We start from the raw sequence: 26720 nt of genomic DNA, 5'->3' as shown, positions 1-26720 counted from the left end.
TCCCCGTCAATCGACGCGCGAGGCGGCCCCGGCCATTCGGTCGATCCAGGCCGCCTCGGTCGCGCCGAGCGGCGGATTGCGTTCGAGGCGCGCTTCGAGCGGGCGCGGGCGGGTGAGCGGATCTTTGGAATGCGCTCGCAAATGCGCCGAGCGAATCACGCCAGCGCGGCCGTTCATGCCGAAGAAGAGCGCGAAGAGGTCGGGACCGACGGCGCGGCGTGGTGAGGGGCGCACCTCGAATTCGGCGCCGGAACGCAGGCGCGCGGTGAAGCCGGCGACGAGGTGATCGGCCGGATCGAGCCACGGATCGGGCGCGCCGGGGGCGCCACGCGCGAGCCAAGCATCGACGGTCGTCCCAGCGAGGTCGGGCGCGCCGCTGCCGAGTCCGAGCGTGAGGCCCGACCGAGAGAGAAACGTCTCCACCTCGGCGAGCGTGGCCTCGCCGCTCGCATGCACGAGGAGCGAGGCGCGGTCGAGCGTGGGGCTCTGAGGCGGCGGCGGGACGGGGCGACGCTCGGGCGGGTCGCGTGGCAAGAGGTTGCCGGGGTTCATGATGCCGCGCGGGTCGAGGACGTGCCGGAGGGCGTGCACGACGTCGATGCCGCGCCCGAGCTCGGCCCCGAGCCGCGGCGCCTTGCTGCGGCCCACGCCGTGGTGGTGCGAGAGCGTGCCGCCCGCGCCGATCGCCGCGTCGAGCGCGGTGCGCCAGGTCCAATCGTAGACGGATTCCATCGCGGCGGGCGTGGGCGCGCTGCCGGCGAACGTGAAATAGATGCTGCAGCCGTCCGGATAGGCGTGCGAGAGGTGCGCCATGACAAACACGTTCTTGCCGAGCGCCTCGCGCACAGAGCGGTAAAGCTCGCCGAGGCGCGACCACGGAGCCGCAACCTCCATCGTGTCGCTGAAGGCGCCCGCCATGAAGACCGGCGATTGCCGATAACTCACGCTGTATCGATGCGAGAGCCAATGCCGGGCCGGCCCCTCGCCGAGGTCACGCGCGCCGCTCGAGAGCGCGATCTGCCTCGCCCGCACGAGATCCGCCTCGCTCTGCGCGGCCTGCCCCTCGAAGACCAGGATCAACGTGGCGCCGCCGAGCCAATCCGACGGCGCCGCATCGACGATTCGATTGAGCACGCCCGGACGGCGCAGGATCCGCCGCAGGACAGCCGCGCCAAACCCGGCGCCCTCGCCCCGTTCTTCGAGCGTCTTTTTCGGCCCGGCATGTTTGCGCCGGCGCACCGAACCGAGGCGGGCGATGAACGAATCGAACACGTCGTACAGGCGCGCGACCGCGGGGCGGATCCCGCTCTGGAACATCTGCCGCATCGCCTCCCAGCCGGCCTCGACCGTCGGGAACGAGAAGGCGCCGAACGCGCGCGCCGCGGGCGCTGGGTGGAGCCTGAGCCGCGCGGAGGTGACCACGCCGAGCACGCCCTCGCTGCCGATGATCAGCGGCGTCGCGTCGGGCCCGTGGAGGCGGCGATCGAATCGGACGATCTCGCCCTCGCCGACCACACATTCGAGCGAGGCGACCATGTCCTCGATCTTGCCGTAAAGCCCGGAGCATTGCCCCGCGCTGCGAGCAGCGACCCAGCCGCCGACGGTCGAGCAGAGAATGGACGAAGGAAAATGCCCGAGCGTATGGCCCGCGGCATTGAGATCCTCTTCCAGCCGGATCCCCAGCGCGCCGGCCTCGACGTCGAGCACGCCCGCCTCCGCGTCGAGCCGTCGGACGCGGTCCATGCGCTTCAGGTCGAGGACGACCGTGCGTTCGTCCGGTAAAACACCGCCGCACACGCCCGAGCCCGCGCCGAACGGGACGAGCGGGATGCCTTCCTTCGCGCAGAAGCGGACGACGGAGGCGACGTCCTCCGTGTTGTTTGGCCAGACGACCACGCCGGGCCGGTGGTCGGCGATGCGGCCGTCGGAGACGGCGAGGTGGTGGCGTGGCCAGAGATCGCGCGCGTAGGCGATTCGATCGACCGGCGAGGCCGAGACCGTGAGGTTCGGCAGGGCCTGACCGAGCGCCGCTTCGAGGTTCACTTGCGCTCGGCCACGATGACGAGCCGCGGCGACTCCGAGCCGAAAAAGACGCCCGGATGCGCGGGGTGGCCGGTGACCTCGACGACCTTGAAATCGGCGTCGTGCATCATCTTGCCGATCTCGTGCAAGGCGTAGAGGCGGATCGAATAGTCGATTTCACGCGAACGGCCGTCGTCGAACATGGCCGTGCGCTTGACCTTGAGGCGGCTCGTGAAGAAATCGACCTGCATCTCATCCATGCACACGCAGCCGTCGCCCTCGAACCAGACGAGGCTCGGCTGGCGAGGGACCACGTAATCACGGTTGATGATGTCGAGCACGAGGATGCCGCCGATGCGCAAGGCGCGGTGCATGCGGCGGAGGACGTCGAGGTTTTTCTCGTCGTCGAAATAACCGAAGCTCGTCGACCAGCAATACAGGCCGTCGAAGACCTGGTCGAACGCCATCTCCCGCATGTCGCCCTGCAGGAAATTGAGTTTTTGTGCGCGGCCCTGGGCCTCGTCGGCCGCGAGCGCGAGCATGTTGAGCGAGAGGTCGTAGCCGACGACGCCATACCCGCGGCTCGCGAGCTCGACAGCGTGCTGGCCCGTGCCGCAGGCGAGGTCGAGGATCGTCGCGCCTTTCTCCAGACCAAGGCACGCCTCGATGAAATCGGCCTCGCGACGGATCACCTTGGACTCGGTGCGATCCATCGTGCGGATCATGTCGTCGTCGAAGAGGTCCTCCCACCAGGGGCGCTGACGACGGCGGCTCGGCTCAGGAAGGCTGGGCGGCTTGGATGACGCAGCCGCAGGCGGCGGGGTCGCCTGCGCGGCCGGCGGCGGGGGCGGGGCCTTGGGCGGCGGGAGCGAGGTCGACGTGGTCGGCACGACGCCCGGGTCGGGGACCGTCGGCGCCTGACGCCTCGGCGGCGGCGGCGGGGGCGGCGGCTTCTTCGGCGCGGACGCCTGCTGCGCGTCCGCCAGAGATGCCTTTCGCTCGCCCTCCGAGACACGCTCGGGCTCGATCTCCTCGAACGCCTCGACCTCGTCCGCCCTGGCCTCCTCGGCGACGGCGGAAACGAGGTCCTCGTCCGCCTCCTCCTCGGCCACCTCGACCACGAGCTCGGGCGCCGATTCGAGCGACTTCGCCCGCGGAGCCGCCTCGAGCTTCTCGATCGGCGTGACCGGCGTGTCCATCGCGGGTCGGGGCGGGGCCGCGGGCGGCGGCGCGAACGCCACGGTCTGCGCCTGCTCGGCCGCGAACTGCGCGGTGAGGACCGCGACCTCGGGCGGACGCGGCGTCCAGCCCTCCTCGACGAGCTCCTCTCCGGGGAGCTTGGCCGGCGGGACCCACGAGCCCCGCGGCTTCGACGTCGTCGCCTCGGCCGCGGGCATCGCGGGCGGCGGCTCCGAATAGACCTTGACGGGCGGAAGATCCTCACCGACCGAGAGGATCCGCATCGGCTGGATGACCTCGGCGCTCGCATCCGGCGAAGCGGGGAGCGGCTCGGGCGGCGCGGCTTCGGCCACGGGCTCCGGTGCCGGCGTCGCCGTGTCGTCCGGCAGGACGATCTGCCCCTCGGACGCGGGCATCGTGTCGTCCTCGGTCCTCACCGCGCGGCGCGAGCGACGGCGCGGCAGCGGCGGGGGCGCGGCGCGCTCCGGCTCGACGGCGGCGGCGGCCGGCGTCTCCGTGGGCGTCTCGATCTGGGGCACCGCGGGCGCGGGGGGCACCGCGGGCACGGGGGCCGCTGCGGGCGGGTTCGACGCGCGGGGCGGCGGGACGTTGGTGTTCGGGCGCGGCGGCGGGGACGAGGCGCTCGCGGGCACGCGCGAGGGGCGCGGCGGCGCCGGGACGCTGCCTCCCGGGCGGGGCGGAAGGGGACGAGGCGGCGCCCCGTCCACGCTCCCCACGGCACCGGCGACGTCCGGGACGCCGGGAGGGGGCCCGTCGATCCCGTTCGAGGTTTGCGTCGCCGTGGAATCTTCAATCCCGCGGGGAGGTGTCTCGTTCATCGGCTGTCGGCTCCGTGCAGAGACTCGCCCATCCGGATCGGACCGCCCTGGATCCCCCAGGGACGGGCCTTGCCCGGCTCGACGAAGAGAACGGCGGTCGAGCCGAGATGGAACATGCCGATCTCGTCCCCGCGCTTGACGGCGTACCCCGGCGCGATCGTGTGCTCGCCGTACGGCACGTCGCGCGCCTCGATCCCGCTCACCGTGATACGACCGACGATCATCGCGGCCACCATCACCACGGTGATGCGCCCGTGCGCCTCCGTGTCGATGCAGATCGCGACGCGGCGGTTCACCGAGAAGAGCTTCGGCACGTGCATCTCGCCGATCGAGTTCACGGGGAAGTACTCGCCGGGGAACGAGCGCACGAGCGAGATGGTGCCGCCGGCGGGGGCGTGCACGCGGTGGTAGTCGCGCGGGCTCAGGTAGACGATCGCGAACTGACCGCCCTCGTAGCGGCGCGCGTCTTCGGCGTCGCCGACGAGGTCGAGGGCGGAGTAGTCCTTGCCCTTCACCCGGAAGACGCCGTCTCGTTCGATGAGCCCGAACGAGTCGATGCGCCCGTCGGCTGGGCTGAGGAGGGCCCCCTCGTCGGGGCAGAGGGGTCTGGCGCCGTCATGCAAGGGGCGCGTGAAGAAGGCGTCGAAGCACGAGAAGCCCCCTTCGGGGCACACGGCTTCGGCCATGTCGACGCGATAGGCGCGGGCGTAGATCCCGACCACCGCGGACGTGACCGCTTGGGGTAACGGGAGGTCGCAGAGACGGCCTACGGCACGGGTGATGCGCTCCCGCGGGAGCGCACGCAGGATCTGGGCGGCAGCGTACGTGGCGATCATCGTAGAGATCGGAAAAAGTCGGCCTGGCGGAGCTTAGGCACCGGGCGGGATTAGGGTCAACGGCGGAGCGCGACCGCGGAATCGGTTTTCACGGGGTTTCACTCGTACGACCCTGCTGCCCGACGCACGGATGGGTGCGCCTGGACGGTTGGGTCGTGAGGCGTGTGTGTGTTCGGACCAACATGACGGCCCCGCACCCCCTCGTCAACGTGGACGGGCGCCCGCCTTTGGGGTGCCGCGCATGGGGCGATCCGTTTCGGCGCGGCGCCGCTCGGTCTTGGTGCAGTGCCGGCGAGGCTTCCTCGCGATCTGCGGGAAAAGGGCGGGATTTCGCGTCGGCACGGCCTTCGCAAAGGGGAGGCATCGAAGGCAACGACGAGGAGGAATCACATGGAGATCACGTTCTGGGGCGTTCGCGGCAGCATTGCTTCTCCGGGTCCGGACACGATCGGCATCGGCGGCAACACGAGCTGCGTCGAGGTTCGCTGCGGCTCGACGAAGTTCATCCTCGACGCGGGCACGGGCATCCGCGCGCTCGGCGACAAGCTCATGCGCGAGGGGTCGGTCGAGGCGACGCTGCTCCTCTCGCACGTCCACTGGGACCACATCCAGGGCATCCCCTTCTTCGTCCCGGCGTACGTGCCGAGCTCGAACATCCAGGTGGTCGGCAGCGCGAACGGCGTGATGTCGCTGCGCGACGCGCTCGCCTACCAGATGACGGCGCCGGTCTTCCCCGTGCGGCTCGACCAGCTCGGCGCGAAGATCGACTGGCGCGAGGTCCGGAGCGGCGAGCGCTTCCAGATCAACGACGTCGTCGTGCGTGTGGCCCGCCAGAACCACCCGGGCGGCTCGTTCGCGTACCGCCTCGACTGGAACGGCCGGAGCGTCGTCTACGCGACGGACACCGAGCACTTCGCGTGTATCGACCCCGAGCTCTACGCGCTCTCGCGGGGCGCCGACGTCCTGATCTACGACTCGCAGTACACGCCCGACGAGTACCGCGGCACAGCGCCGGGCAACTCCAAGGTCGGCTGGGGTCACTCGACGTACGTGGCCGGCGTCGAGCTCGCGAAGGCGGCGGGCGTCGGGCAGTACGTGCTCTTCCACCACGACCCGCGCCGCTCGGACGCGGGGGTCTTGGACCTCGAGCAGAGGACGCGCGAGCTCTTCCCGAACGCCGTCGCCGCGCGCGAGGGCATGGTCATCGGCCTCGACTCCATCGCCAGGGCGGCCTGATGGGCCTGCCCGCGCTCCGCGTCCGGGACGAGCCGACGATGGTGACGTCGGCGGCGTGGCACCTTATGCTCGAGCTCGCCCCAGGCTCCATGTCGCGCCTCTCCCTCCTCGTCGATCTCGCATCGCTCCTCGCGCGCGAGGTCGACCTCGACGCGCTCCTCGGCACCGCGTGCGAGCGCCTCGCGCAGGCGATGTTCGCCGACCGCGCGACGATCTGGCTCGTCGACGCCGAGCAAGGCGACCTCGTGACGCGCGTGGCGCTCCTGCCCGAGCTGCCCGCGCTGCGCCTTCCGCTCGGCCGTGGCATCGCGGGATACGTGGCCCGCACGGGCGAGGTCGTGCGCGTCGGCGACGCCGCGACCGACCCGCGCTTCGATCCGACGGCGGACCGGGCCACGGGCTACACGACGCGCTCGATGCTCGTCGCGCCGATCCGCGAGGAGGCGCGCGCACCGGTGCGCGGCGTGGTGCAGCTCCTCAACAAGCAGGGCGGCGGCAGCTTCGACGAGGAGGACGAGCGGTACCTCGTCGCGCTCGCGAGCCAGCTCGCCCGCGCGCTCACGATGACCACGCTGCGCGCGGCCGACGGGGGCAATCCCGGCCTCGTGCTGCAAGGTCCGTTCAACCGCATCGTCGGCCGCAGCGCGCCGATCACGGCCGTCTACGAGAAGATCCAGCTCGCCGCGCAGACCGACGCGACGGTGCTTCTGCGTGGCGAGACCGGCACCGGCAAGGGCCTGTTCGCCCGCGCGATTCACGTGAACTCTCGGCGCCAGGCGCGCCCGTTCGTCACGGTCGACTGCACGACCCTGCCCGCGCAGCTCGTCGAGAGCGAGCTCTTCGGCCACGAGCGTGGCGCGTTCACAGGCGCGGATCGTCGCGTCCCGGGCAAGGTCGAGCTCGCCGAGGGCGGCACCTTGTTCCTCGACGAGCTCGGCGACCTGCCGCTCGACATCCAGGGCAAGCTCCTCAGATTCCTTCAGGATCGTACATTCGAGCGGGTCGGCGGGCGCAACACGATGCGCGGCGACGTGCGTGTCGTGTGCGCGACGCACCGCGATCTGGAGAAGGCCGTCGCCGAGGGTCGCTTCCGCGAGGACCTCTACTACCGCGTGCGTGTCGTGGAGATCGAGCTGCCGCCGCTCAGGACGCGCGGTCGCGAGGAGATCGAGGCGCTCACGCGGCACTTCGCCGACCTCTACGCGCAGCGCTACGGAAGGCCGACGCCCACGTTCGATCCGGCCGCGCTCGCCGCCATCGGCAGCCACACCTGGCCGGGCAACGTGCGCGAGCTCGAGCACTGGATCGAGAGCGCCATCGCGCTCGCGCCCGACGGCCGCATCACGCCGGCGCACCTGCCCCGCAGGCGCCCGACGACCATCTCCGACGGGCGCTCGAGCAGCGAAGAGGAGGTCCGCTTGCCGCTCCACCTCTCGCTCGACGACGCCATCGAGCGCTACGTCGGCTCGGTGGTGGCCGCGTGCGACGGCAACAAAACCGAGGCCGCGCGCAGGCTCGGCGTCGGTCGAAACACGATCGCGCGCGCCCTCTCGCGCCGCCACGGCGGAGGCCCGACCTCACGCGGGCCCGACTCACTCCTCGGCGGCTCGCACAGCCGCGGCGACGACGACTGACGACGATTCCTAACGAGGCATGCGGCGCGCGGCTTCGCAGATCGCCGCGCGGATCGCGTCTTTCGGCAACTCCGGCGCGGCCTTCTCCTCGCACGCCACCGCGGGTTCGAGCGGGTCGAGCGCGATGCCGAAGCGGAACGGGCGATCGAGATCGCTCGCGTCCGGGTGCAAGAGACCGTTCAGCGAGTGCCACCGCCCGAAGCGGTTGTACACGTCGTCGATACGCTCCACGAGCGGCGCGGCGTTCTGCGTGTCGCCCATCGCGAGCAAGGACTCCGCGAGGTGGCACCGCACCGACGCCTCGTGCGGGATGAGCGCATGCGCGCGCGCCCGCTCGATCGACGCCGCCCGCGCGTGCCCTCGACCCTGCAAGAGCTCCCCCAGCCGGATTCTCCGCGCGATCTCCTTCACGTTCGCCGGCATCGCGCCCGGCTCGAGCTCCGGCGGCAGATCCTTCGGCAGGCTCGTGATGTGCCCGCGCCAGCGCTTCACCCACGTCTGGAAGTCCGCTGCGCTCACGTCGGCGATCGCCTGCTCGAAATCCTTCGAGCTCTCGGCCGCCTTGAGACGCACCACGAGCTGCGGCAGCGCTTCTTCTCCGGCCTCGCGCGCCCAGTACCGCACGAAGCTCGCCACCTCGGCGAAGGCCACCTGCGCCTGCTCTGCCGACGGCAGCATCGCGATCGACGGCCCGATCTTGTCGAGCTCCACGCCGAGCCCCTTGTCGAGGCCCACGCGCGCGACCACGTCGGCCGCCGGGAAATCATCGAGCGGCTCCTTCTCGCGCCACCGCACCTCCTGCCGCTTCGCCACGCCTTCTTGCAACCACAAGGGCGCCTTGTCGCGCGTGCCCCGCGTGAGCGCGAGGTGCGTCAGCTCGTGCGCCAGCGTGTCGAGCCACGCGTAACCGTTCGTCGTGGCGCGCGGCGAGATCATCGTCACGCGCCCCCACTTCGCCACGGCCACCGTGCCCGTCGTCTGCGCCGCCTCCTCGGGCAAACCCGTCATCGCCGCGAGCGTGAACTGATCACGCACGAGATCGATCCGCATCGGCAAGGGAAGCTCCACGCCGAGCTCCTTCGCGAGGTTCTCGCGAGCCTTGAGTGCCACGTCCACGATCAGCGGCACGAGCGCGCGATCCTCGTCGTCTTGCAACCGCACGATGACGCCGCGCTCGTCGTCGCGCACCGTCACCGTCCCGGCCGTCGCGCGCGCGCATCCGCGCGACACGTCGCCGAGGTCCATCGCCTCCGGCCGGTTCGTCAGGTCCGGCCGCGACAGCACGGCCACGGCCCCGTCGCAGTCGCCTTCGTAGAGCAGGAGCCGCGCCGTTTCGAGCGCGAGCGCCGTGTCCGACGTGTCCGCGCCGTCCAGAATCTTGCGCGCCGCTGCTACATCGAGCTCCAGCGTCGCTTCCCGCGCGCGCCGCGCCCGATCGAGATCGCCGAGCAGCGGCACGTACGCCTCGCTCGCCGCCGTGACGCTCATCGACGTCACGACCGCGAGCGCGCCCAGAAGAACCTTCCGCATCGCGACAGACCTCATCGCAGGAGCCCCTCCGCGTAACGCTTCACGGCTTCCTTCAGCAGCGGATCCGACGAACCGCCGAGCCCTTCGAGCACGCGCTTGCGGAACGCGTCGGGGCCCTTGTGCCCTTCTTTGCCGGGGATGTCCGCCTTCTTCGCCATCGGGCCATCACTCGACTCGGACCGCTCCTGGCTGTTCTCGTTCTCTTCGTTGTTCCGCTCGCCGCGCGCCATCTCCAAAAGCCGCTGCGCGTTCTGCTGATGTTCGAGCCCCGCCTCGCCGTCCCCCTCGGCGAGCGCGCGCTCCGCGTCACGCATGCTCTTCTCCGCGCGGTCGAGCAGATCGAGCGTCTCTTCGGGCAGACTTCCATCACCCGCCGCTCCCTTCTCCCCGAGCTTGCGCGCGCGCTCGGCCATCTGCGCCTCGCGCTTGCCGCTCTTCTCGAGGTCGCCCTTCGCGCGCTCCGCGGCCGATTTCCGCAGCTTTTCGAGCGCCTCCTCCGCCCACGCGAGCTCCTCGCCGAGGCCTGGCCGCGCTCGCTCCGCCTCGCGACCGGCGCTCTGCTCGCCGAGGTCCCATTCCTGGGCCGATTGCCCGCGCTTCTTCGCGTCTTCGAGCGCGCGCATCGCCTCCTTGCCGCTCTGCACCGCGTCGCGCGGACGACCTTGCTCCAGCGCGTCGGCCATCGACTCCGCGAGGTCACGCGCTTGTTTGCCCGCGGCCGTCGCCGAACCCGGCTCGCCCGCGCGCCTCGGCAGATCCTTGATCGCCTCGCGGATCGCCTCCGCGTGCTTCTTCGCCTCGTCCTTCAGCTCGTCGAGCTCGTCCTGCGAGAACGCTCGTTCGAGCGCCTGCTCCACGTCTTCGAGCTCGTTCGCATGCTCGCGGATCAGGTCTTCGAGCTCTTGCTCGCCCGCCTCGGCCGCATCGTCCGCGCTCGAAGGATCGCCGTCGCCCGTCCCGCTCCCGCCCGCGGCCGACTCCGTCCCGCTCCCGCTCCCGCCGCCACCCGCGAACGACGGATCCGGATTTCGCAGACGCGCCGCGAGGTCTCTTGCCGCGAGCTCCGCATGAAACAGATCGTTCGCCTTCCGCGCCCGATCGATCCGCCGGAGCCCATTCGCCACGATCTCCCCGAGATCCAGCCCGAGCGTCCCGAGCCTAAGGAGCTGCTTCCCTCCCCCGTCGAGCACGGTCACTGCCGCGTCGAGCCGCACCACGCCGTTCGCCGTATCGCTCCCGCGTTGCCCTGCCGCGACGGCCGTCGCCTCGGCGGCCTCGTCCGCGACCACCGCGAGCCGCTTTGCCACACGACGCGTGTCCGACGTCCCGAGCGAGCGCGCGGCCGCGTCGATCGCGAGCAGCACCTCCTCGCTCTCCTCGACGAGCTTCTGGTGCGTCGTGGCCGACGGCTGCTTCTGCTCCTCCGCGAGCGCGACCTCGAGCCTGCGAAGCTGCCCGCGCGCGAGCGCGAGTGCGCGACGCGGAAACCGCAAACCGCCGTACGTCCCGGCGAGCGCCTCCTCCACCACGCCGAGCGCCTTCTCCTGCGCCTCGCGCTCCTTCTTCACGTGATCGGCGTTCTGCGCGCCCTTCGGCGCGTCCTCCACGAGCCGCATCGCGACGAGGTCCGTGAGCGCGTCGCGCGCCCGCACGAGCGCTTCATACCGGAGCGCCTCCGGCTCACCGACCTGCGGCGGGATCACCACGATCGCTGCGCTCTTGCCCCACTTCGATCCGACGATCGGATCGTTGTCGCGCGCCTCCACCGTGATCTCGACAGGCAGGAAGTTGCGCTTGAAGAACGCGTCGCCGCTGAAGACGATCCGGTGCGATCCTCGATCCGACCTGGGATCACCCTGCGGCCGCGACAACACGCGCCGCGCCTCGCGCCCGCCCGAGCGGTACACGAGATCCACCTCGCGCAGGCCGTGATCGTCCGTCGCCTCGTACGACACGACGATCTCCGGCTCGTCGAGCATCCGCACCGTGCGCGGCGCGTCCTCCACCAAGACCTTCGGCGCGAGGTCCGGGATCGACGTCACCTGTTGCTCATCGGCCTGCGGAATCCGCACGTCGCCGAACCGCGCCGCGATCCGGAGCGTCGCCGTCTCACCGAGCTCCCACCGCGCCACCACGCCGCCCACGCCATCGAACGCGAACGGCACCTCCACCTTGCCGTCCGTCAGCACGAGCGTGCGGCTCGGGTACGTCGGGCGCCCGTGCACCGTGATCATCGTCCCGCGCGGTAGCGACGTCGCCTCGAACGTGTCGATCACGCGCCCGTGCTGATGCAGGTACTCGGGCGGTTTCGCGACGATGTTCACGTCCTCGAGGTACGCGAGCGGCAGCGGCGCCTCGCCGCCCCGCGCCACGAGCACATCGAGCCCCTCGATCACGCGTTGCTCGATCGCCGCGCCGAACACGGCCACGAGCGCGAACACGAGGCCCGCCACGGACCAGCGCCGCGCCGTGACGGAAGCACGCTCCGCGATACGCTCGATCGACGCGCGGCTGAGCAAACGCGCCAGGTGCAGACGCGCGAGCGACGGCGATCCACGCGTCGCGTCCTTCGCCGTCTGCTCCACGAGCCCGAGGCCTCGTACCGTCGCGGCGGCGAGCTCCGGGTCCGTCGGACCGATCGTCTCCAGGATCGTGCGCCGCGGGTCTTGCCGACGCCGATGCAGCACGATCGCGCGGGCCACGAGGAACACGCAGAACGCGGCGAGCAGCGCGGCCACGGTCGCTCGCACGGCTGGCGTCCCTCGGCGGGCGAGGTGAGCCAGGCCGATCACCAGGGCGGCGGCGAGCGCGGTCAGCGCGCGGCGCGCGGAGGGACGGATCTCGGCTTCCCAGGTGGAACGAAGCTGGGCGAGCAAGGCAACCGGGACGTCGTGCTCCACGGCGGAGAACGTAGCAGACCGGAGGCTCGTCGCTTCTCCCCTCCGTTGCCGCCCTCGGGCGCCTCCCGTACGATGCGAGAGCGGCCCTCGTCCTTGCGGCGCCCGGGCTCCTGCTTGCTCACGCATCCCGACATCCGGGAGATCTCGCTTGGCGAACATCGGCTACATCCAGGTCGTCCGGCATTGCAACCATTTTTGCGGGTTCTGCTCGAACCCGACGACGCCCTACGTGCACACCTTCGAAACGATGAAGGTGCTCGTCGACGATCTGGTGAAACGCGGGTATTTCGGGGTCATCCTCACCGGCGGCGAGCCCACGCTGCACCCGGAGCTGCCGCGCATCGCGGCGTATGCCTCCGCGCAGGGCCTCCACGTGCGCATGATCACGAACGGCTCGCGCCTCGCGGATCCCGAATTCGCGCGCAGCCTGGCCGAGGCGGGCGTGCGGCTCGTGCACGTGTCCGTGTATTCGGTGCGCCCCGACGTCGAGGCAATCCTCCGCGGCACGGACGGCACGCTGGAGAAGGCGTTCGCCGCCGTGCGCAATGCCCACGAGAATGGGATCGAGGTCAACATCAACTGCGTGATCAACAAGCTGAACGCCGATCACCTCGACGAGAACATCGACCACTTTATCACGCACCACCCGTACGTGCGCCATTTCGTGTGGAACAACCTCGACCCTTCGATGGGCCGCGCCGAGGTGAACCAGGCGCAATTCACGCCGCGCCTCTCCGATTTCGAGGTCTCGCTCCAGCGCGCGATGCGCAAGCTCCACGCCTCGGGCCGCTCGTTCCGCGTGGAAAAGGTCCCGCTCTGCTACATGACCGAGTTCGCCTGGGCGAGCACCGAGACGCGCAAGATCGTGAAGGGCGAGGAGCGCATCGTGCATTTCCTCGACAACAAGCAGACCGTCCGCCAGACGGACTGGGAGCACATTTACGCGCCCGCCTGCAACCATTGCACGCTCCGCCCGATCTGCGGCGGCCTCTTCGATCGCGGCGCGGCCTACGACCCCGAGGAGCTTTATCCCGTCTTCGTCTCCATGGACGCGGTCGTCGATACGATCATCACCGACCCGAGCGATCCGAGTTATCCACTGCGCACCTTGCCCGCATGGAAAAAGGATTTTGAACATCGCCTCGCCGCCGCGCGCTCGGGCGAGGACAAACCACACGCGTCCGCCGAGGAAATGCGCCCGCCGGATGCGCCGCCCGTCGGCATCGTGACGGAGAAGGGCCTCCGGCTCTTCGAGGCGAAGCGCAAGAGCGAGGCGAAAAAGGCCGAATCCCTCGGCGTATCGATGGAGCGCGTCGATATCGCCCTGCCCGAGGACGGACCGAACGGGGTCTAGGATGTACCGTGCGAAGTAAACTCGATTCGGCGGATCTTGGCGGCGAGCTCTGGGCCGGCCCGTATCGACTCGACTCGCTCATCGCCCGCGGCGGCTTCGGGTTCGTCGCACGCGCGACGCACGCGCCCACGGGCCGCGCCGCCGCGGTGAAGGTCATGCACGCCGACCTCTTCGCCGATCCCACGGCGATCCCGCGGTTCGAGCGCGAGGCGGCCATCATCTTCGAGCTCCCCCACCCGAACGTCGTCCGCGTGCACGAAGTCGGCCGCCTCGCCGATGGGCGCCCCTATTTCGCCATGGAGCTGCTCACCGGCCAGAGCCTCGACGCGCGCCTCGCCGACGCCGGCAGGCTCGCGATCGACGAGGTCCTCGGCATTCTCGAACCCCTCGGAGGCGCGCTCGCCGCCGCCCACGCACGCGGAATCGTCCACCGCGACATCAAACCCTCGAACGTCTTCCTCGCCGAGGGCCGCGCCGAAGGCCGCGTCGTCCTCCTCGATTTCGGCGTCGCCAAGCTCCTCGACAACGCCGGCCCCTCGCTCACCGCTTCCCGCGCGACGCTCGGCACGCTCCCCTTCATGGCGCCCGAGCAGGTGCTCGGCCAGCCGCTCGATACACGGGCGGACGTGTATGCGCTCGGCGCGCTCGCATTCGCCATGCTCACGGGAAAACCGCCGTTCGGCGATCAGGCCACCGCCGTCGTCCGGCAGATCCACCTCCACGCCCGCCCGCCCAGGCCGAGCGAGCGCGCGCCCGTCGATCCCGCGCTCGACGAGCCCCTCCTCCGCGCGCTTTGCCGCGATCCCGCAGGCCGATATGCCACCGCGCCGGAGTTCGTCCGGGCACTCCGCACCGCAAGCTCTGCCGCGACGAGCCCGCCAAACCCGAAGCGCCATGCTGCTTTGATTCGCCCTTCCATGGCCGTCTCCGTCGCGCTCCGCGCCGATCCGGCCGCGCTCGCGGACGGCGACGAGGCGCTCCTCACGGCCCTCGAAACGAGTTTGCCCCTCGTCTCCGCCGAGCTCACCGCGGCCGGGCTCGTGCTCTCCAAAGAGACAGCGACAAACCTGCTCGCCGTATCGCCCACGCCGCCCGACCCGCCCTTTGCCCGGCGCGTGCTCGAAGCTTGTGTCCGCGCTTATCGCCGGGTCCTCGCGGGTCCCTTGTCCGGACAACCTGCCGACCTCGGCATCGTCGCGCACGTCGGCGTGCTCCACACGAGCGAAGCCGGCACGATCCTGCCCGGCGGCCTCCTCGATGTCACCTCGTGGTCGCCGGCACCGGTACGGGGCGTCGTCGCCACGCAGCAAGCGCTCGACCGCCAGGACCTCCCGCGTTCGCCCTTCCCGAACGACCCGCGGTTTTTCTTTCTGGAACGATGACGAGCGCCGTCACTCCTCCGTGGCCGAAATCCCGTGCCGCCGCAGAAGCTCCCGCAGGTGATTCCGATCCATGTGCGCCGAGCGCGCCGCGCGGGATAGATTCCCTCCGCTCTGCCGCACCAGCGTCTCGATGTATCCACGCTCCCACCGCGCCACGGCGCGCTCCTTCGCCGCGCGGAACGAGCCGAGCGCGATATCGTCCTCGTAATCGGTCGTGGCCGGCGCCGCCGCCTTCGGCGTCGAACCGGGTGGCGCCCCGAGCGTCGCCTCGAACCAGAGCTCCTGGTCCTCCATCAGGATCGCCCGCTCCACCGCCGCCCGCAATTCCCGCACGTTCCCCGGCCAATCCTGCTTCGTGAACGCCGCCACGAGCTCCGCTGGCGGCAGCGGATCGCCCGACCGCGCGAATTGCTCGTAAAAATGCGCAACGAGCGGCGGGATGTCCTCACGCCGCTCCCGCAGCGGCGGCAATCGAATCCGCACGATGTTCAGCCGATAATAAAGATCCGAGCGGAACGTCCCGCGGTTTACCTCCTGCCTGAGGTCGCGGTTTGTCGCGGCGATCACCCGCACGTCGAGCTTGATCGGATCGAGGCTCCCGATGCGCCGCACCACGCGCTCTTCCAGGGCCCGGAGCAGCTTCGGCTGCATGTCGAGCGGCAGCTCGCCGAGCTCGTCCAGAAACACCGTCCCGCCCGCCGCCGCTTCGAACGCGCCCGCCCGCGATTGCAACGCCGTCGTGAACGCGCCGCGCATGTAGCCGAAGAGCTCCGCCTCGATCAACGTCGGCGGGATCGAGCTGCAATCGATCACCACGAACGGCCCTTGCGCGCGTGCGCTCTTCTGATGAATCACCTCGGCGAGCAGGCCCTTGCCCGTGCCGGTCTCGCCTTCGATGAGCACCGTCGAGTCCGAGGTGGAGATCCGCGGCAGGGCCGCGAAGAGCCGGCGCATCGCCATGCTCTGGCCGAGGATCCGGCCATAACGCTCCTCGTCGGCGAGCGGCTCGACGATCTCGTCGGGCAGCGGATCGAAGCGCAGCGTCGATTTGCCCACGCCGAGCACGGCGCCGGCGCCGAGGTAGGCGCCTTCCACGCGGAAGCCGGAGACCCGCGTGCCGTTGCGGCTGCCGAGGTCGCGCACGAGAAACCCGCGGTCCGTGACGGTGATGACGCAATGGTGGCGCGACACGGCGCCGTCGGTCAGGACGAGGTGGTTACCGGCGGCCGTGCCCACGGAGAGCTCGGCGCCGTCCGAGACGCGCTCGACGCCTCGATCGGGCCCCGCCGTGACCTGGAGGCGAAAGCGGCCGATGGCGCACTCGCGTGGGCGAACGACGAGGGCCACCGTCTCCTTCGCGTGCGGTTCCTTGCTCATGGTGCGGGCACGGTATATCAGCTACTCTGACACGACGCACGAGGTCATGGTCCAGAACCGAGACAGGGTCTACCCCATCAAGGCGCCGGACCCCGATGGGATGCTCTCTCCGACCCGCAAGATATGGTTTCGCGAGCGGGCGACGCTGTGGAGGCAGTATCTCGACGAGCGCGAACCTCGGAAGTACGAATTACGTCGGCGAGGGGCATTGCCCCCAATGCGGCGCGGTCGCGATGAGGCCGAGCACGAACCCAACGCGTGCGGCGCGTTGTGCGCCGATCCGGGGCGCGGATAGCATCACGGCGCGATGAGGCTTGCCTCCTTGCTCTTGCCGGCTGCGGTCGCGGCGACGCTCGCGCCGGCGTGTCGCGGCGTGCCGGATACGGCGAAGCCTGACGCGCAGACCAGCACGGACGCGGATGCGCCGTCCTCGGGGTCGAACGAAGCTGCGTGCCTGAGCCTCAACACGTGTGGCACGTGGAGTGGGTGCGTGAAGGCGCGGCCCCAGCCGCTCCCGTTCTCGGTGTCTCCGGCTGACCCGCCAATCACGCGCGGCGACTGGTACCGCTTCGACTGGGACGACCGGCCGAACCAGGTCGGCGATCGCAGGCCGATCTGCGTGGGCGACGCAGGCGCGTGCTTCGAGGGGCTCAATCACTTGATCCCTTGTCTGCCTTATTTCAGCCCGACAGCGCCCGACTATCGCTGCGAGATGATTGACGGCGTATGCACGAAAGTCGCGGCGTTGACGCCGCCCGCCCAGGTCCGCTGAATCCGCCCTTCGTTTCGAACGCTCCTCGGCATTCAATCGCGCGCGGCGTCGCGCCGACGGCAGGTCCGCCGGGACCCCGTACCGGCCCTCGTGCTTAGAGGACCGTGCAGCCAGAATTACACTGTCGACGTCAGCCGGCAGGAGCTCCCCGAACGAAGCCGGAGAACACGAACTCCCATACTTGCTCGCCCGAAGCAGTTGCTCTTCGTCGGGCGCTCGGTACCATGCCCCCGGATGATTGGTCGGCAGCTCCTCACCGACTACGAGATCGTCCGCGTGCTGGGTCAAGGCGGCATGGGGACCGTCTACGAGGCGAGGAGCACGAAGACCGGCCGTCCCGTGGCGATCAAGTGGCTGCACGTGCGCCCGTTCGCCCCCGACGATCCGGACCTGCTCCGCTTCGAGCAGGAGGCGCGTATCGCCGGCTCGCTCGCCTCGCCGCACGTCGTCGCGGCCTTGGCGGTGGATCACGATCCCGAGACCGGCGTGCCGTTCCAGGTGATGGAGCTGCTCGACGGCGAGGATGTGCGCGCGCTCCTCGGGCGCTTGGGCCCGCTCCGCCCCGACGTCGCGCTTCGAATTCTCGCGCAGGCTTGCGAGGGGCTCGCGGCAGCGCACGCGGTGAACGTCATTCACCGCGACATCAAGCCCGAAAACCTCTTCCTCGCGCGGGGCGAGGGCGGCGACATCACCGTAAAACTCCTCGATTTCGGGGTCGCCAAGATCCGGCGCACGCCCGAGGCTGTGGGTGAGGGCGGCGCGCTCACGGCGCCCGCGATATCGATGACGCAGAGCGGGCAGGTCATCGGCACGCCGCTCTACATGGCGCCCGAGCAGATCGAGAATCCCAAGAAGGTCGACGCGCGTTGCGACGTGTATTCGATGGGCGTGACGCTCTACGCGATGCTCGCGGGGGCACCGCCGCACGCGCACGTAAAATCGCTCGTGGAGCTGCTTTATGCGATCACGACGCAGCCGCCGCCGCCGCTCGCGGAGGCCGCGCCCTGGGTACCGGCCGAGATCGCGCGGTTCGTGGACAAGGCGACGGCGCACGTCCGTGAGGACCGTTTTCCGACCGTCGAGGCGATGCGCGACGCGCTCCGCCCGCTCCTGCCCGAAGGTTTTTCCTTGCGGCAGGAAGCGCTCACCTCCGTGATCGAGGACGAGCGGAAGGTTGTCGCGACGAACCCGGCGGCTCTCCCACAGACGAAGACGGAGCGGTCGGCGGAGACGGTGAAGACCGCGCGGGCGGGCGCGGCAAGGCGAGCGTGGATGGCGGCCGCGATGGCGATCATGGTCCTCGCCATCGCGGCGTTTTTCCTGGTCGGCCGTTAGAAGCAGGCGGTGGACGTTTCGCGGCGCGGCGCACTCCGGACTGTCGCAATCGGAGCTTACAAGTCGTACCCCTCCTCGCGCCTGGTGATGTGCCTGTTCCCCGACGAACCGCATTGCAAGACGCCGCCCAGGGGGTCGTAGGAGCACGCGGAGTCGCAGTTCCCCACGACGTTGAGATTGCAAGAGGGGTTCGTGCCGCAAAGGCGCTCGTCGAGCAGTTGCTCCGCGTCGCAAGTGTCCGCCACGTCATCGAAGTAACAGACGTTGGCGACGAAATTCGGCGCGAACAGGTTCCCCCATGCGCGCGACTCCGACACCGGGAACTCCGTAAGCTGCGCCGAGGTCGGCTGGAGCTCCGCGCGATCTCCCTGGAGGAGGATGGGCATCACGATGCCGTATCCATTGAGGTGGGCCAGCAAGCAAGACGTGACCCACCATTGATTGTTGCTGCTGAGAGAGCTCGTCCGCCACTGCCCCGCGAGCCCGAGCCAACCCGCGTAGGTGATGCCCGTATCGGGGTCCGTCATCGATGTGCCTCTGGGCAATGCGCACTCCGCGAGGTATTTGAGGGCCTCGCTCCTGCACGCGTTCGAGACCGCGGACAGATCCGCGACGCCGCCTTCGGGGAGGTTGCCCTCCGCATCATTGTGGAGCGGCTCCTGCGAGAGGTTCCTGTACGCCGACTGGACGCTCGGGTTCCAGAAGCAATCGACGCTGAAGCCATTGGTGTTGCCCGGCGGATTGTCGTCCGGCCCCAGCGTCTCGAGGCCCACCGCGAAATCGTCCTGCTCGAACGGATTCGAGTTCGCGGCCACGCAGCCGGAGGCAAAGGTGCCGGTCAGCAAGGTAAGAATGGCAAATGAGCGCATTGCAGTCATGGGGATCTCCTTGTGTTGACGGGGGACGTGCACGTTCCGGGCCAAGGGCGAGATCCTTCCAACGTGAGGCTTTTTCGAGGAAGCCTCGCGCCCCGGGGCGGGCGACTGCGGGGGCGGGCCTGCAGCAGGCGCAGGCCCGCGCCATCACCCCCCGTGGAGCAGCGCGGCGCGGCTCACTCCGGGATTTCGCAATCGGAGCCGTACCAGTCGTAATCCTTCACGCGCACGCTGATGTGCTTGTTCCCGGACGAACCGCAGTGCAAAAAGCCGCCGATCGGGTTGTAGAAGCACGCCGTGTTGCAGTTCCCCACGAGATTGAGATTGCAATACGGGCTCGTGTCGCAGATGCGCTCGTCGAAGAGTTGGTTCACGTAGCAAGACGTCGCCATGTTCGTGAAGTAACACACGTTGGCAACGAAATTCGGCGCGAAAAGGTTCCCCCACGCGCGCGATTCGGGCACCTGGAACTCCGTGATCTGCGCCGAGGTCGGCTGGAGTTCGGAGCGGTCTCCCTGCAGCAGAATGGGGACCTCGATCCCGTACCCATTGAGGTGCTCAAGCAGGCAAGACGTGACCCACCACTGGTTGTCGCTGCTCAGCACCTGCGTCTTCCACTGATCCGCGAGGCCGAGCCAGCCGTTGTACGTGATGTTCGTATCCGGATCCGTCATCGAGGAGCCCTCGGGCAATGCACACCGGGCGAGATACTTGAGGGCCTGGTTTCTGCACGCGGACGTGACCTGGTCCAGGTACGAGATGGTATCGGAAATATTGCCCTGCGCATCCACGTAAAGCGGCTTCTGCGCGAGGAGCCGGTAGGCCGCCTGGATGTTGGGATTCCAGAAGCAACCAGGGTTGAACAGGTTGTTGCTGCCCGGCGGCCTGGGATCGGGGTCGCCGGGATCTTGCGTCTCCAGGCCAACCGCGAAATCGTCGGCGCCAACCGGATTCTCCGCCTCGGGCGCCGCGCAACCCATGAAGGCGACGCTGGCAGCAACCACGACAAAGGAAAAGCAATGCGATTTCAGCATGGGGGGCTCCTCTTCAAGAACGACGTGGGGAACGGGTAGCACAGCTCGTGCCACGTACCCCAGCCCGGCACGGGCGCGGCTTTTCGTGGGTTCTCGGGCTCATGGCGCAGACCCCTGCGGGGAGGTCCCTGCAGGCGATGCTGGCCACGGCATGCAAGCCCGCCACTCGGGCGACGTTCACGGGAGGAGAGCGCCGATCTCCTTCCGTTCGTCCTCATACTTCCGCGCGAAGAGCGCGTTCTCCCGGAGCGCCGCATCGAAGGCCTCCTTCGCGCGGCGCGCGGCCTCCACGCGCTCCCTCTCGACCCGCGACGTGCGTGCCTGCACGAGGCGGAGTTGCCCCATCGCTGCATACGCAGTTGCCATGTGCGGGTTCTTGGCGAGCGCCTTCTCTGCCATGCGGAGGCCCTCGGCGAGGTCCGCCTGGAAGCTTTGACCGGACCTCGCCGACCATTGCGCTCGCAGACCATACACCTCGCTCATGATCTGGTAAGGCGTGGATTGCTCCTTGGCCTCCTCCAGGACGGGGGTCATGATCATGAAAGCGGTGTCGAAGCTCGATGCGGTCGCGCTGCCACGCCGCACTTCGGCGCGAATGGTCAGGATCTGGATGCGTGCGTCGAGGATGCGCAGCGCCATGTTCGCGCCGCCATTGATGGCCGCCGCGTCCCCCACCCGCCGCCGTGCCTCACCGAGGAGAGAGCTCGGATCGAGGCCCTCGCGCAGCGCGTGCTCGGCCGAGAGCTGCCGGCACCTCGCCACCTCGATGAGAAAAAACATGTCCCGCGGTGATTCCCCCGCGAATCTACGGATGGCGTCGATGGCGGCCTCGGTGAATCGCCGAGGGTCGCGGCCGAGGGCCAGCTCGTGACCGCCGAGGATTCGGTACGTGCGCGCCTTCCAATAAGCCGTGCGCCACGGATCGGCGGCGCTTCGCTCGTCGAGGGCAGCCAAGGCGTCGAGCGCGGCCTTCACGTGCCCGTCGGCGGCCTCCCCCCGCTCGAGACTGTTGTCCACGAGCATCGCGAGCACCTCCACGAGCATGAATGCGGGGATCGAGAACCGGGGGTCCAGCGCGAGAGCGCGCTCGAATTGTCGCCTCGCTTTCTCCAGCGCGCCCCTGGCATCCCGGCCTTTTCGGCGGTCGATGTCGGAGGCGAGGATGTACACCTGCCCGAGCTCGTTGTACGACCAGGTGAACAACGGATCGAGCTCCTGGACGCGCAAATAGGCCTGGATGACGTCCTCGATCGGGACGTCCTGACCTCGGGTATCCAGGTGCTTCGCGCGCTCGTACAAAGCCACGGCGACCGCATAATGAGCCATCACGTCCTGCGGTCGCGCGCGCAGGGCCTCCCCGGCAGCGTCGACCGCATCCTGGGCGGTGGTCAGCGCCGAATCCTTTGCGTTGCTGCCGGATACGGCATTGGCCCGCGCAACGAGGAACAACGCGCGCTGCACGAGCGACCTGCCATCCCTGCTGCTCGCCTGCACGGCCCGGTTGCAAGCCTCGACGCCGGCCTCGAACGGGACCTGCCGGTTCGTGTTGCTGTTCAGCGCCGCCCACCCCATCTTCTCCCACAACTCGCACTCCGCCCGGTGCACCTCCGGATCACTCCGCCCCATGTTCGACGCGGCCGCATACGCCCTCGCCGCAGGCTCGAAATACGATTTCATCTTCTCGTAATCGAACGCCGCGTCATGCCGATACTTGCTCCCCTCCGCGAAGAGCGCGTCCCCTTCGAGTTTCTTCGCCTCGTGCATCCAGGGCGCCTTCTCGAATGCCTCCCGCGCCTTCGCCGCGGCCTCCTCGTTTTTCCCCTCGTACAGCGCGATGAGCCCCTCCGCGTAGGCCGGCACCTCGATCCGCGCCCCCATCGCTGCCCGCAAATGCCCGAGCGCCGGATCCCGGAGATCCCTCGAAAGCTCCGCGACCTTCTTCTGCCGCTCCTCCTCGTTCGTGATCCGCCGCGTCTCGGCGAGCGCCTGCTGATAGATCTCGCCAATCGCCCGCCCGAGCGCATATCGCAAATCCGGCGACGAATACCCCGCCGCGATCGCCCTCTCCAGATGCTCCCGCGCCCCCTCCGGATCCCCGAGCGCGAGATATCCACGCCCGATCGCATAATGCCCCGGCCCCTCCCCCACCTTCCCCGCGGCTGCCATTCGCTGCTCGATCTCCGCGAGCCGCGCGCGCACCACGTCCCTTTCCCGCTCCACGTCGTGCAGCGGATACGCATACGCCGCCCGCAGGAACAGCTCCATTTCCTTCACGCCCTCGCCGAGCTCCCGCGCGAGCTCCGCCTGCTCCGCCGCCTGCCGCTGGGCCCGCACCCACACGCCGCCGAACCCCAGCGACGACGCGACGCCGAGCGCCAGAAGCGCCGCGACCAGCTTATGCTTGCGCGCCCTCTTCCAGAGCAAGTATCCGACCGAGGCGCGCTTCGCCTGGATCGGCTCGCCGTCGAGGAACCGCTGCAAATCCTCCGCGAGCGACCGCGCCGAATCGTATCGCCTCGAAGGATCCCGCTCGAGGCATTTCATCACGATCGTTTCGAGCTCCGAAGGCACCCCCTTTTGCACCCTCCCGATCGTCGGCGCGTCCTCGTACGCCACCATCATCAAGAGCTTCCACGGGTGCTCCGCAATGAACGGCGGATGCCCGACGATCATGTCGTAGAGCGTCGCCCCCAGCGAAAACACGTCCGAGCGCCGATCCATCGCCCGCACGTCCCCTTTCGCCTGCTCCGGCGGCATGTACGCCGGCGTGCCGACCACCGCGCCCGTGCGGGTTTGTCCGCGCTCCGAGACCTCCCGCGCCAATCCGAAATCCATGATGTACGGCTTGAGTGAACCGTCCTCGCGCTTCTCCACGAGGATGTTCCCCGGCTTGATGTCCCGGTGAATGATCCCGAGCCGGTGCGCCTCGTGCACCGCCGTCGCGATCTCGCACATCAGCTTGACCCGCTGCTCCAAGGTCAGCCGATCCTTCCAGCGCGACAGCGGCTCGCCGTCGATGAATTGCATCGCGATGTACGGCTCGCCGTCGGCCTGCCCGGCCTCGTACACGCGGCAAACGTGCTCGTGCTGAATGCGCGCCTGCGCCCGCGCCTCGCCCAGGAATCGTCGCCAGAGCTCCGGATCGTCGCCCTTCAAGAGCTTGAGCGCCACGGTCCGGCCGAGGCGCGGATCCATGGCGCGGTAGACCGTGCCCATCCCGCCTTCGCCGACGAACGTGATGTCCTGGTATCGCTCCGAGAGCGACGGCGGCACGCCCCGCCGCTCGGCCGGCGGGCCGGGCAGGACGAGCGGCACCGTCGACGCGTGCCCGATCTCCGCTTGTCCTCCGTCCTCCGCCGACATGGGACCGGGAAGATACACGCGCGAAGGCGGCCACGACAGGTCCACGTGATACCCTGTCCCCCCGGCCATGCTCCGCGCCCTCCTCGACCACCTCGCGCGCCTCTTCTCCCCGGCAAAACCGAAAGAGCCGCCCGCGCCCGCGCCCGACGAGGCCGAGGACGACGAACCTTTGCCCGACCCCGACGCAATCGCCGTGCTCCCGATCGAGGACGCGATCGACCTGCATGGCTTTGCGCCCCGCGACATCCCCTCCGTCGTGGAGGAATATCTGCACGAGGCCCACGCGCGGGGTTTTCCCGAGGTGCGGCTCATTCACGGCCGCGGCAAAGGCGTGCAGCGGCGCGTCGTGCAATCGATCCTGGCGCGTCACCCGCTCGTCGAATCGTTCCGCGACGCCCCGGCCACGCGCGGCGGCTGGGGCGCGACGATCGCGCGGCTCCGCGTCAATCGATCGTGACCGTCACGCCCACGCCGAAATGATCCGAGGCGAACGCTCGGCCCTCATACCTTGGAGGACAACCCGAAAGCTCGCCGAGCGGCGCGACGAACTCCATCGCGATCTGCGTCGGCGCGGCCCGCCGCGACGTCCACACGTAATCGATGAGCGCCCGCTCCGGGCCGCCCTCGTGAAACGCCCGCGCCACGTCGTTCAACTCCGTATCGTACGTCAAGAGCCCCGCGCGCGCCGTGTGGTCCGTCAAGCTCTCGCCGAGCCGCCGCGCCAAACCCTCGTATTCGCGGGTTCCGCAAGGCACGTTCAGATCCCCGCAGAGCACCGTGGGCACGCCGCTCGAAAGCGGCTCCCGCAGCGCCTCGCAGAGCTCCTCGACCTGCGCCTTTCGCACCGCGAGGCACTCCTCCGGCGACACGCGCCCGTCGTCCGCCTGCAAATGCGTGTTCACCAGGAAAAGCTCGCGCCCGCCGGGCAAACGAACCTCCGCGAGCGCGGCGCCCTTCCGGGCGAATCCGTCCGCTCCCACGCCGTGCGGCAATCGCAAAAAACGCGCTTTCACGGGGAAACGCGAGAGGATCACGAGGCCCGCGCCGACGAGCGTCTTGGTCACCGCGCAGGGACCCGGCGGATCGTGCCAGAGCTCGGAAAAACCTCCCGCCGTCCGCAGCGCTTCCAGCCGCTCGTGCACCCCGCCCACGAAGTTCTCCTGGATGCACACGATGTCGAAGCGCGAGAGCGCCTCGATCACCGCCGGCGCGCCGAACCGCTCGGGCCAGAAAGGCCGGCCCTCCAGAAAATCTTCGAGGCTCTGCGGCGCGCCGAAGCAGTTCCAGGTCGCGAGCCGAACGGACAGGGGCCTTTGGTCATCCATCGGGAAATCATCCTAAGCAATTCGCGTGCGCCCGGCTACTTGCCGCTTCCTTTCCTGAAAGAAGCGTTTTTCCCGCGCTTTCGCTCGGAAAGCGCCCAGCGGATGCCCATCTCCAGCGTCGAGCGCGTCACGATCGTGCCGAGATCGAGCCCGAGCCCGACGATCGTGTGCGCGACGTCCGGCCGCAGGCCCGTGAGCAGCACCTCCGCGCCGAGCAGCCGCGCCGCTTGCGTCGCCGAGACGAGCGCGCTCGCCACCTGCGCATCCACGACGCCCACGCCCGTCACGTCGAGGATCACGACCTCCGCCGCATGCGCCACGATCCCTTCGAGAAGCGTCTCGAGCACCTGCCGCGCCCGCGCCGAATCGAGCACACCCACGATCGGCATCGCGAGCACACCCTGTCCAATCGGCACGAGCGGCGTCGACAGCTCCCGCAGCGCGTCCGCCTGCCGCCGGATGAGCTCCGACGTCGATCGCTGCTCGGTGATGTCCGTCGCGAGCCCCACGAGCCGCACGACCTTCCCCGACGCATCCTTTACCGGAAATGCCCGATCCCGCACCCAGCGGATCGTCCCGCCCGGCCGCACGACCCGATATTCGATATCGTATTCGCCCTTCTCCTGCAGCGGCAGCGCTTCGAGGACGCTCGAGTGATCGTCGGGGTGAATCGCTTCGAGAAAATTGGAACGGTCTTCGTATACTTCCGACCGCGGCCGGCCCCACACGTTCTCGTAGGCAGGGCTCACGTACACGAGCCCGTGTTCGTCTGCGTTCGTCATCCAGAAGACGTCGGTGATCGTCTCGGCGAGGAGGCGGAACGTCTCCTCACGCTCGGCGAGCGCGCGCGTGGCTTTTTGGGCCTCGGTGACGTCACTGAGCGTCGCGACGTACTGCTCGATCGCGCCGTCCGCGCCCCGTTGCACCATCACGTTGACCAGGATCCACACGCGATCGGCGGTCTTCGGCCGATCCACGCCGATGATCATGGCCGAAAGCGACTCGCCTTTCCCGAGGGCGCGCGCCATCGGGGCTTGGTCGGGGGGCAAGGGTTTGCCGTCCTCGTCGAGCATCGCCCAGCCCGGATCGCTCGGGGCGCGGCCGAGCATCTGCGCCTCGGTCAAGCCGAGTAGCTCCAGCGCGCGGCGGTTCACGAAGCGCATCTCCCCCCGCGGCCCGCGGATGATGAGGCCGATCTGGAGGTTCCTTAGCAGCCCGTCGAAGCGCGACTCCATGGCCGTGAGATCACGCGTCCTTCGGGCCACGGTGTCCTCGAGCTCGCGCCAGCGCGCCGAGGTGTCGGTCATGTCGCGACCGATCGACACGATGAACGAAACGCCGCCGTCCGCGCCGCGCATCGGCGTGTAGCTCGTGTCGAGGTAGACGACCTCCCCCGATCCGCCGCGGATCTTGTGCACCACCTGCACGACCTCGCCGCTCGAAAACGCGCGCTCCACGCACTGCTCGATGCTCGAAGCCCGGTCCCCATAAAGATCCCGCGGCGACTTGCCCGCGAGCGCCGCCGGCTCGAACGCGAACAGCGCGGTCGCCGCCGGGTTTGCATAGACAAACCGCCGCGCCACGTCGTAGACCACGCAGACATCCTTCGACTGCGCGAAAAACGTAGGCGCATCGAACGGCAGCGGTGGGGCGGGGGCGATTGTAGAGGTGACCATGGGCCTATCGTATTCGCAGGATCGCGCAAGGGACGTGCACCACGCAACTGG

The 26720-nt window shown here is 69.2% G+C and carries 18 protein-coding genes; 7 read left to right on the top strand and 11 right to left on the bottom strand.

What is annotated here, in order from left to right:
* Positions 1-6: 6 nt before the first annotated feature.
* From KEG38_RS03175 to asd, 3 genes are read right to left on the bottom strand one after another with little or no spacing between them, the layout of a single operon-like run.
* Positions 7-2043, bottom strand: coding sequence for an FAD-binding oxidoreductase (locus KEG38_RS03175; protein ID WP_272417479.1), 2037 nt, complete (start codon positions 2041-2043; stop codon positions 7-9).
* On the bottom strand, positions 2040-4040 hold the full coding sequence (locus KEG38_RS03170) for a class I SAM-dependent methyltransferase (protein ID WP_272417478.1): 2001 nt from the start codon (positions 4038-4040) through the stop codon (positions 2040-2042). The genes KEG38_RS03175 and KEG38_RS03170 overlap by 4 nt, the downstream gene beginning before the upstream one ends.
* Positions 4037-4876 carry an archaetidylserine decarboxylase gene (asd, locus tag KEG38_RS03165; protein WP_272417477.1) on the bottom strand — a complete coding sequence of 280 codons (840 nt, stop codon included), beginning with the start codon at positions 4874-4876 and terminating at the stop codon, positions 4037-4039. The genes KEG38_RS03170 and asd overlap by 4 nt, the downstream gene beginning before the upstream one ends.
* 390 nt (positions 4877-5266) lie before the next feature.
* Here asd and KEG38_RS03160 point away from each other — a divergent pair, with 390 nt between their 5' ends.
* Both KEG38_RS03160 and KEG38_RS03155 read left to right on the top strand, forming a co-directional pair.
* The gene (locus tag KEG38_RS03160; protein ID WP_272417476.1) at positions 5267-6112 is read left to right on the top strand and encodes an MBL fold metallo-hydrolase; all 846 of its coding nucleotides are present in this window, start codon (positions 5267-5269) and stop codon (positions 6110-6112) included.
* Complete coding sequence (locus KEG38_RS03155) at positions 6112-7746, top strand: sigma-54-dependent Fis family transcriptional regulator (RefSeq protein WP_272417475.1); 1635 nt, start codon at positions 6112-6114, stop codon at positions 7744-7746. Before KEG38_RS03160 ends, KEG38_RS03155 begins: the two co-directional genes overlap by 1 nt.
* A 9-nt stretch (positions 7747-7755) precedes the next feature.
* Here KEG38_RS03155 and KEG38_RS03150 read toward each other — a convergent pair whose 3' ends face one another.
* Both KEG38_RS03150 and KEG38_RS03145 read right to left on the bottom strand, forming a co-directional pair.
* A complete protein-coding gene (locus KEG38_RS03150; protein ID WP_272417474.1) occupies positions 7756-9276 on the bottom strand; it encodes a hypothetical protein in 1521 nt (506 codons plus the stop codon).
* Between the two features lie 11 nt (positions 9277-9287).
* Positions 9288-12176, bottom strand: a complete 2889-nt coding sequence (locus KEG38_RS03145) for a DUF4175 domain-containing protein (protein WP_272417473.1) — start codon at positions 12174-12176, stop codon at positions 9288-9290.
* Between the two features lie 148 nt (positions 12177-12324).
* Between KEG38_RS03145 and KEG38_RS03140 the strand changes: the two genes are divergently transcribed.
* Both KEG38_RS03140 and KEG38_RS03135 read left to right on the top strand, forming a co-directional pair.
* Positions 12325-13530, top strand: coding sequence for a radical SAM protein (locus tag KEG38_RS03140; protein WP_272417472.1), 1206 nt, complete (start codon positions 12325-12327; stop codon positions 13528-13530).
* Positions 13531-13538: 8 nt separating this feature from the next.
* A complete protein-coding gene (locus KEG38_RS03135; RefSeq protein ID WP_272417471.1) occupies positions 13539-14912 on the top strand; it encodes a serine/threonine-protein kinase in 1374 nt (457 codons plus the stop codon).
* Positions 14913-14921: 9 nt separating this feature from the next.
* Here KEG38_RS03135 and KEG38_RS03130 read toward each other — a convergent pair whose 3' ends face one another.
* The gene (locus KEG38_RS03130) at positions 14922-16289 is read right to left on the bottom strand and encodes a sigma 54-interacting transcriptional regulator (RefSeq protein ID WP_272417470.1); all 1368 of its coding nucleotides are present in this window, start codon (positions 16287-16289) and stop codon (positions 14922-14924) included.
* Between the two features lie 307 nt (positions 16290-16596).
* Between KEG38_RS03130 and KEG38_RS03125 the strand changes: the two genes are divergently transcribed.
* Both KEG38_RS03125 and KEG38_RS03120 read left to right on the top strand, forming a co-directional pair.
* A complete protein-coding gene (locus tag KEG38_RS03125; RefSeq protein ID WP_272417469.1) occupies positions 16597-17061 on the top strand; it encodes a hypothetical protein in 465 nt (154 codons plus the stop codon).
* A gap of 234 nt (positions 17062-17295) precedes the next feature.
* Positions 17296-18396 carry a serine/threonine-protein kinase gene (locus KEG38_RS03120; RefSeq protein WP_272417468.1) on the top strand — a complete coding sequence of 367 codons (1101 nt, stop codon included), beginning with the start codon at positions 17296-17298 and terminating at the stop codon, positions 18394-18396.
* Between the two features lie 56 nt (positions 18397-18452).
* On the opposite strand, the gene KEG38_RS03115 is transcribed toward KEG38_RS03120, so the two are convergent.
* The 3 genes from KEG38_RS03115 to KEG38_RS03105 form a co-directional block, all read right to left on the bottom strand.
* Positions 18453-19274: a hypothetical protein gene (locus KEG38_RS03115; protein ID WP_272417467.1), complete on the bottom strand. Its 822-nt coding sequence runs from the start codon at positions 19272-19274 to the stop codon at positions 18453-18455.
* Between the two features lie 173 nt (positions 19275-19447).
* Complete coding sequence (locus tag KEG38_RS03110; protein ID WP_272417466.1) at positions 19448-20305, bottom strand: hypothetical protein; 858 nt, start codon at positions 20303-20305, stop codon at positions 19448-19450.
* A gap of 177 nt (positions 20306-20482) precedes the next feature.
* Positions 20483-23668, bottom strand: a complete 3186-nt coding sequence (locus KEG38_RS03105) for a serine/threonine-protein kinase (RefSeq protein ID WP_272417465.1) — start codon at positions 23666-23668, stop codon at positions 20483-20485.
* A gap of 67 nt (positions 23669-23735) precedes the next feature.
* Between KEG38_RS03105 and KEG38_RS03100 the strand changes: the two genes are divergently transcribed.
* Positions 23736-24125: a Smr/MutS family protein gene (locus tag KEG38_RS03100; protein WP_272417464.1), complete on the top strand. Its 390-nt coding sequence runs from the start codon at positions 23736-23738 to the stop codon at positions 24123-24125.
* Here KEG38_RS03100 and KEG38_RS03095 read toward each other — a convergent pair.
* A complete protein-coding gene (locus KEG38_RS03095) occupies positions 24112-24993 on the bottom strand; it encodes an endonuclease/exonuclease/phosphatase family protein (RefSeq protein ID WP_272417463.1) in 882 nt (293 codons plus the stop codon). The two genes, KEG38_RS03100 and KEG38_RS03095, sit on opposite strands and share 14 nt — an antisense overlap.
* Positions 24994-25028: 35 nt before the next feature.
* Positions 25029-26669, bottom strand: a complete 1641-nt coding sequence (locus KEG38_RS03090; RefSeq protein WP_272417462.1) for a PAS domain S-box protein — start codon at positions 26667-26669, stop codon at positions 25029-25031.
* Positions 26670-26720: the final 51 nt, after the last annotated feature.

It is taken from the genome of Polyangium jinanense, from assembly GCF_028435265.1.
Taxonomy (GTDB): domain Bacteria; phylum Myxococcota_A; class Polyangia; order Polyangiales; family Polyangiaceae; genus Polyangium; species Polyangium jinanense.
Note: the sequence above shows the minus strand (reverse complement) of the source record. Positions and strands in the feature narration are given on the sequence as shown.

Bases quoted from the DNA above. Each gene is read 5' to 3' on its own strand.
- KEG38_RS03170 (WP_272417478.1), bottom strand. From the start codon at position 4,040: ATGAACGAGACACCTCCCCGCGGGATTGAAGATTCCACGGCGACGCAA.
- asd (WP_272417477.1), bottom strand. From the start codon at position 4,876: ATGATCGCCACGTACGCTGCCGCCCAGATCCTGCGTGCGCTCCCGCGG.
- KEG38_RS03160 (WP_272417476.1), top strand. From the start codon at position 5,267: ATGGAGATCACGTTCTGGGGCGTTCGCGGCAGCATTGCTTCTCCGGGT.
- KEG38_RS03155 (WP_272417475.1), top strand. From the start codon at position 6,112: ATGGGCCTGCCCGCGCTCCGCGTCCGGGACGAGCCGACGATGGTGACG.
- KEG38_RS03150 (WP_272417474.1), bottom strand. From the start codon at position 9,276: ATGCGGAAGGTTCTTCTGGGCGCGCTCGCGGTCGTGACGTCGATGAGC.
- KEG38_RS03130 (WP_272417470.1), bottom strand. From the start codon at position 16,289: ATGAGCAAGGAACCGCACGCGAAGGAGACGGTGGCCCTCGTCGTTCGC.
- KEG38_RS03125 (WP_272417469.1), top strand. From the start codon at position 16,597: ATGAGGCTTGCCTCCTTGCTCTTGCCGGCTGCGGTCGCGGCGACGCTC.
- KEG38_RS03120 (WP_272417468.1), top strand. From the start codon at position 17,296: ATGATTGGTCGGCAGCTCCTCACCGACTACGAGATCGTCCGCGTGCTG.
- KEG38_RS03115 (WP_272417467.1), bottom strand. From the start codon at position 19,274: ATGACTGCAATGCGCTCATTTGCCATTCTTACCTTGCTGACCGGCACC.
- KEG38_RS03110 (WP_272417466.1), bottom strand. From the start codon at position 20,305: ATGCTGAAATCGCATTGCTTTTCCTTTGTCGTGGTTGCTGCCAGCGTC.
- KEG38_RS03105 (WP_272417465.1), bottom strand. From the start codon at position 23,668: ATGTCGGCGGAGGACGGAGGACAAGCGGAGATCGGGCACGCGTCGACG.
- KEG38_RS03100 (WP_272417464.1), top strand. From the start codon at position 23,736: ATGCTCCGCGCCCTCCTCGACCACCTCGCGCGCCTCTTCTCCCCGGCA.
- KEG38_RS03095 (WP_272417463.1), bottom strand. From the start codon at position 24,993: ATGGATGACCAAAGGCCCCTGTCCGTTCGGCTCGCGACCTGGAACTGC.
- KEG38_RS03090 (WP_272417462.1), bottom strand. From the start codon at position 26,669: ATGGTCACCTCTACAATCGCCCCCGCCCCACCGCTGCCGTTCGATGCG.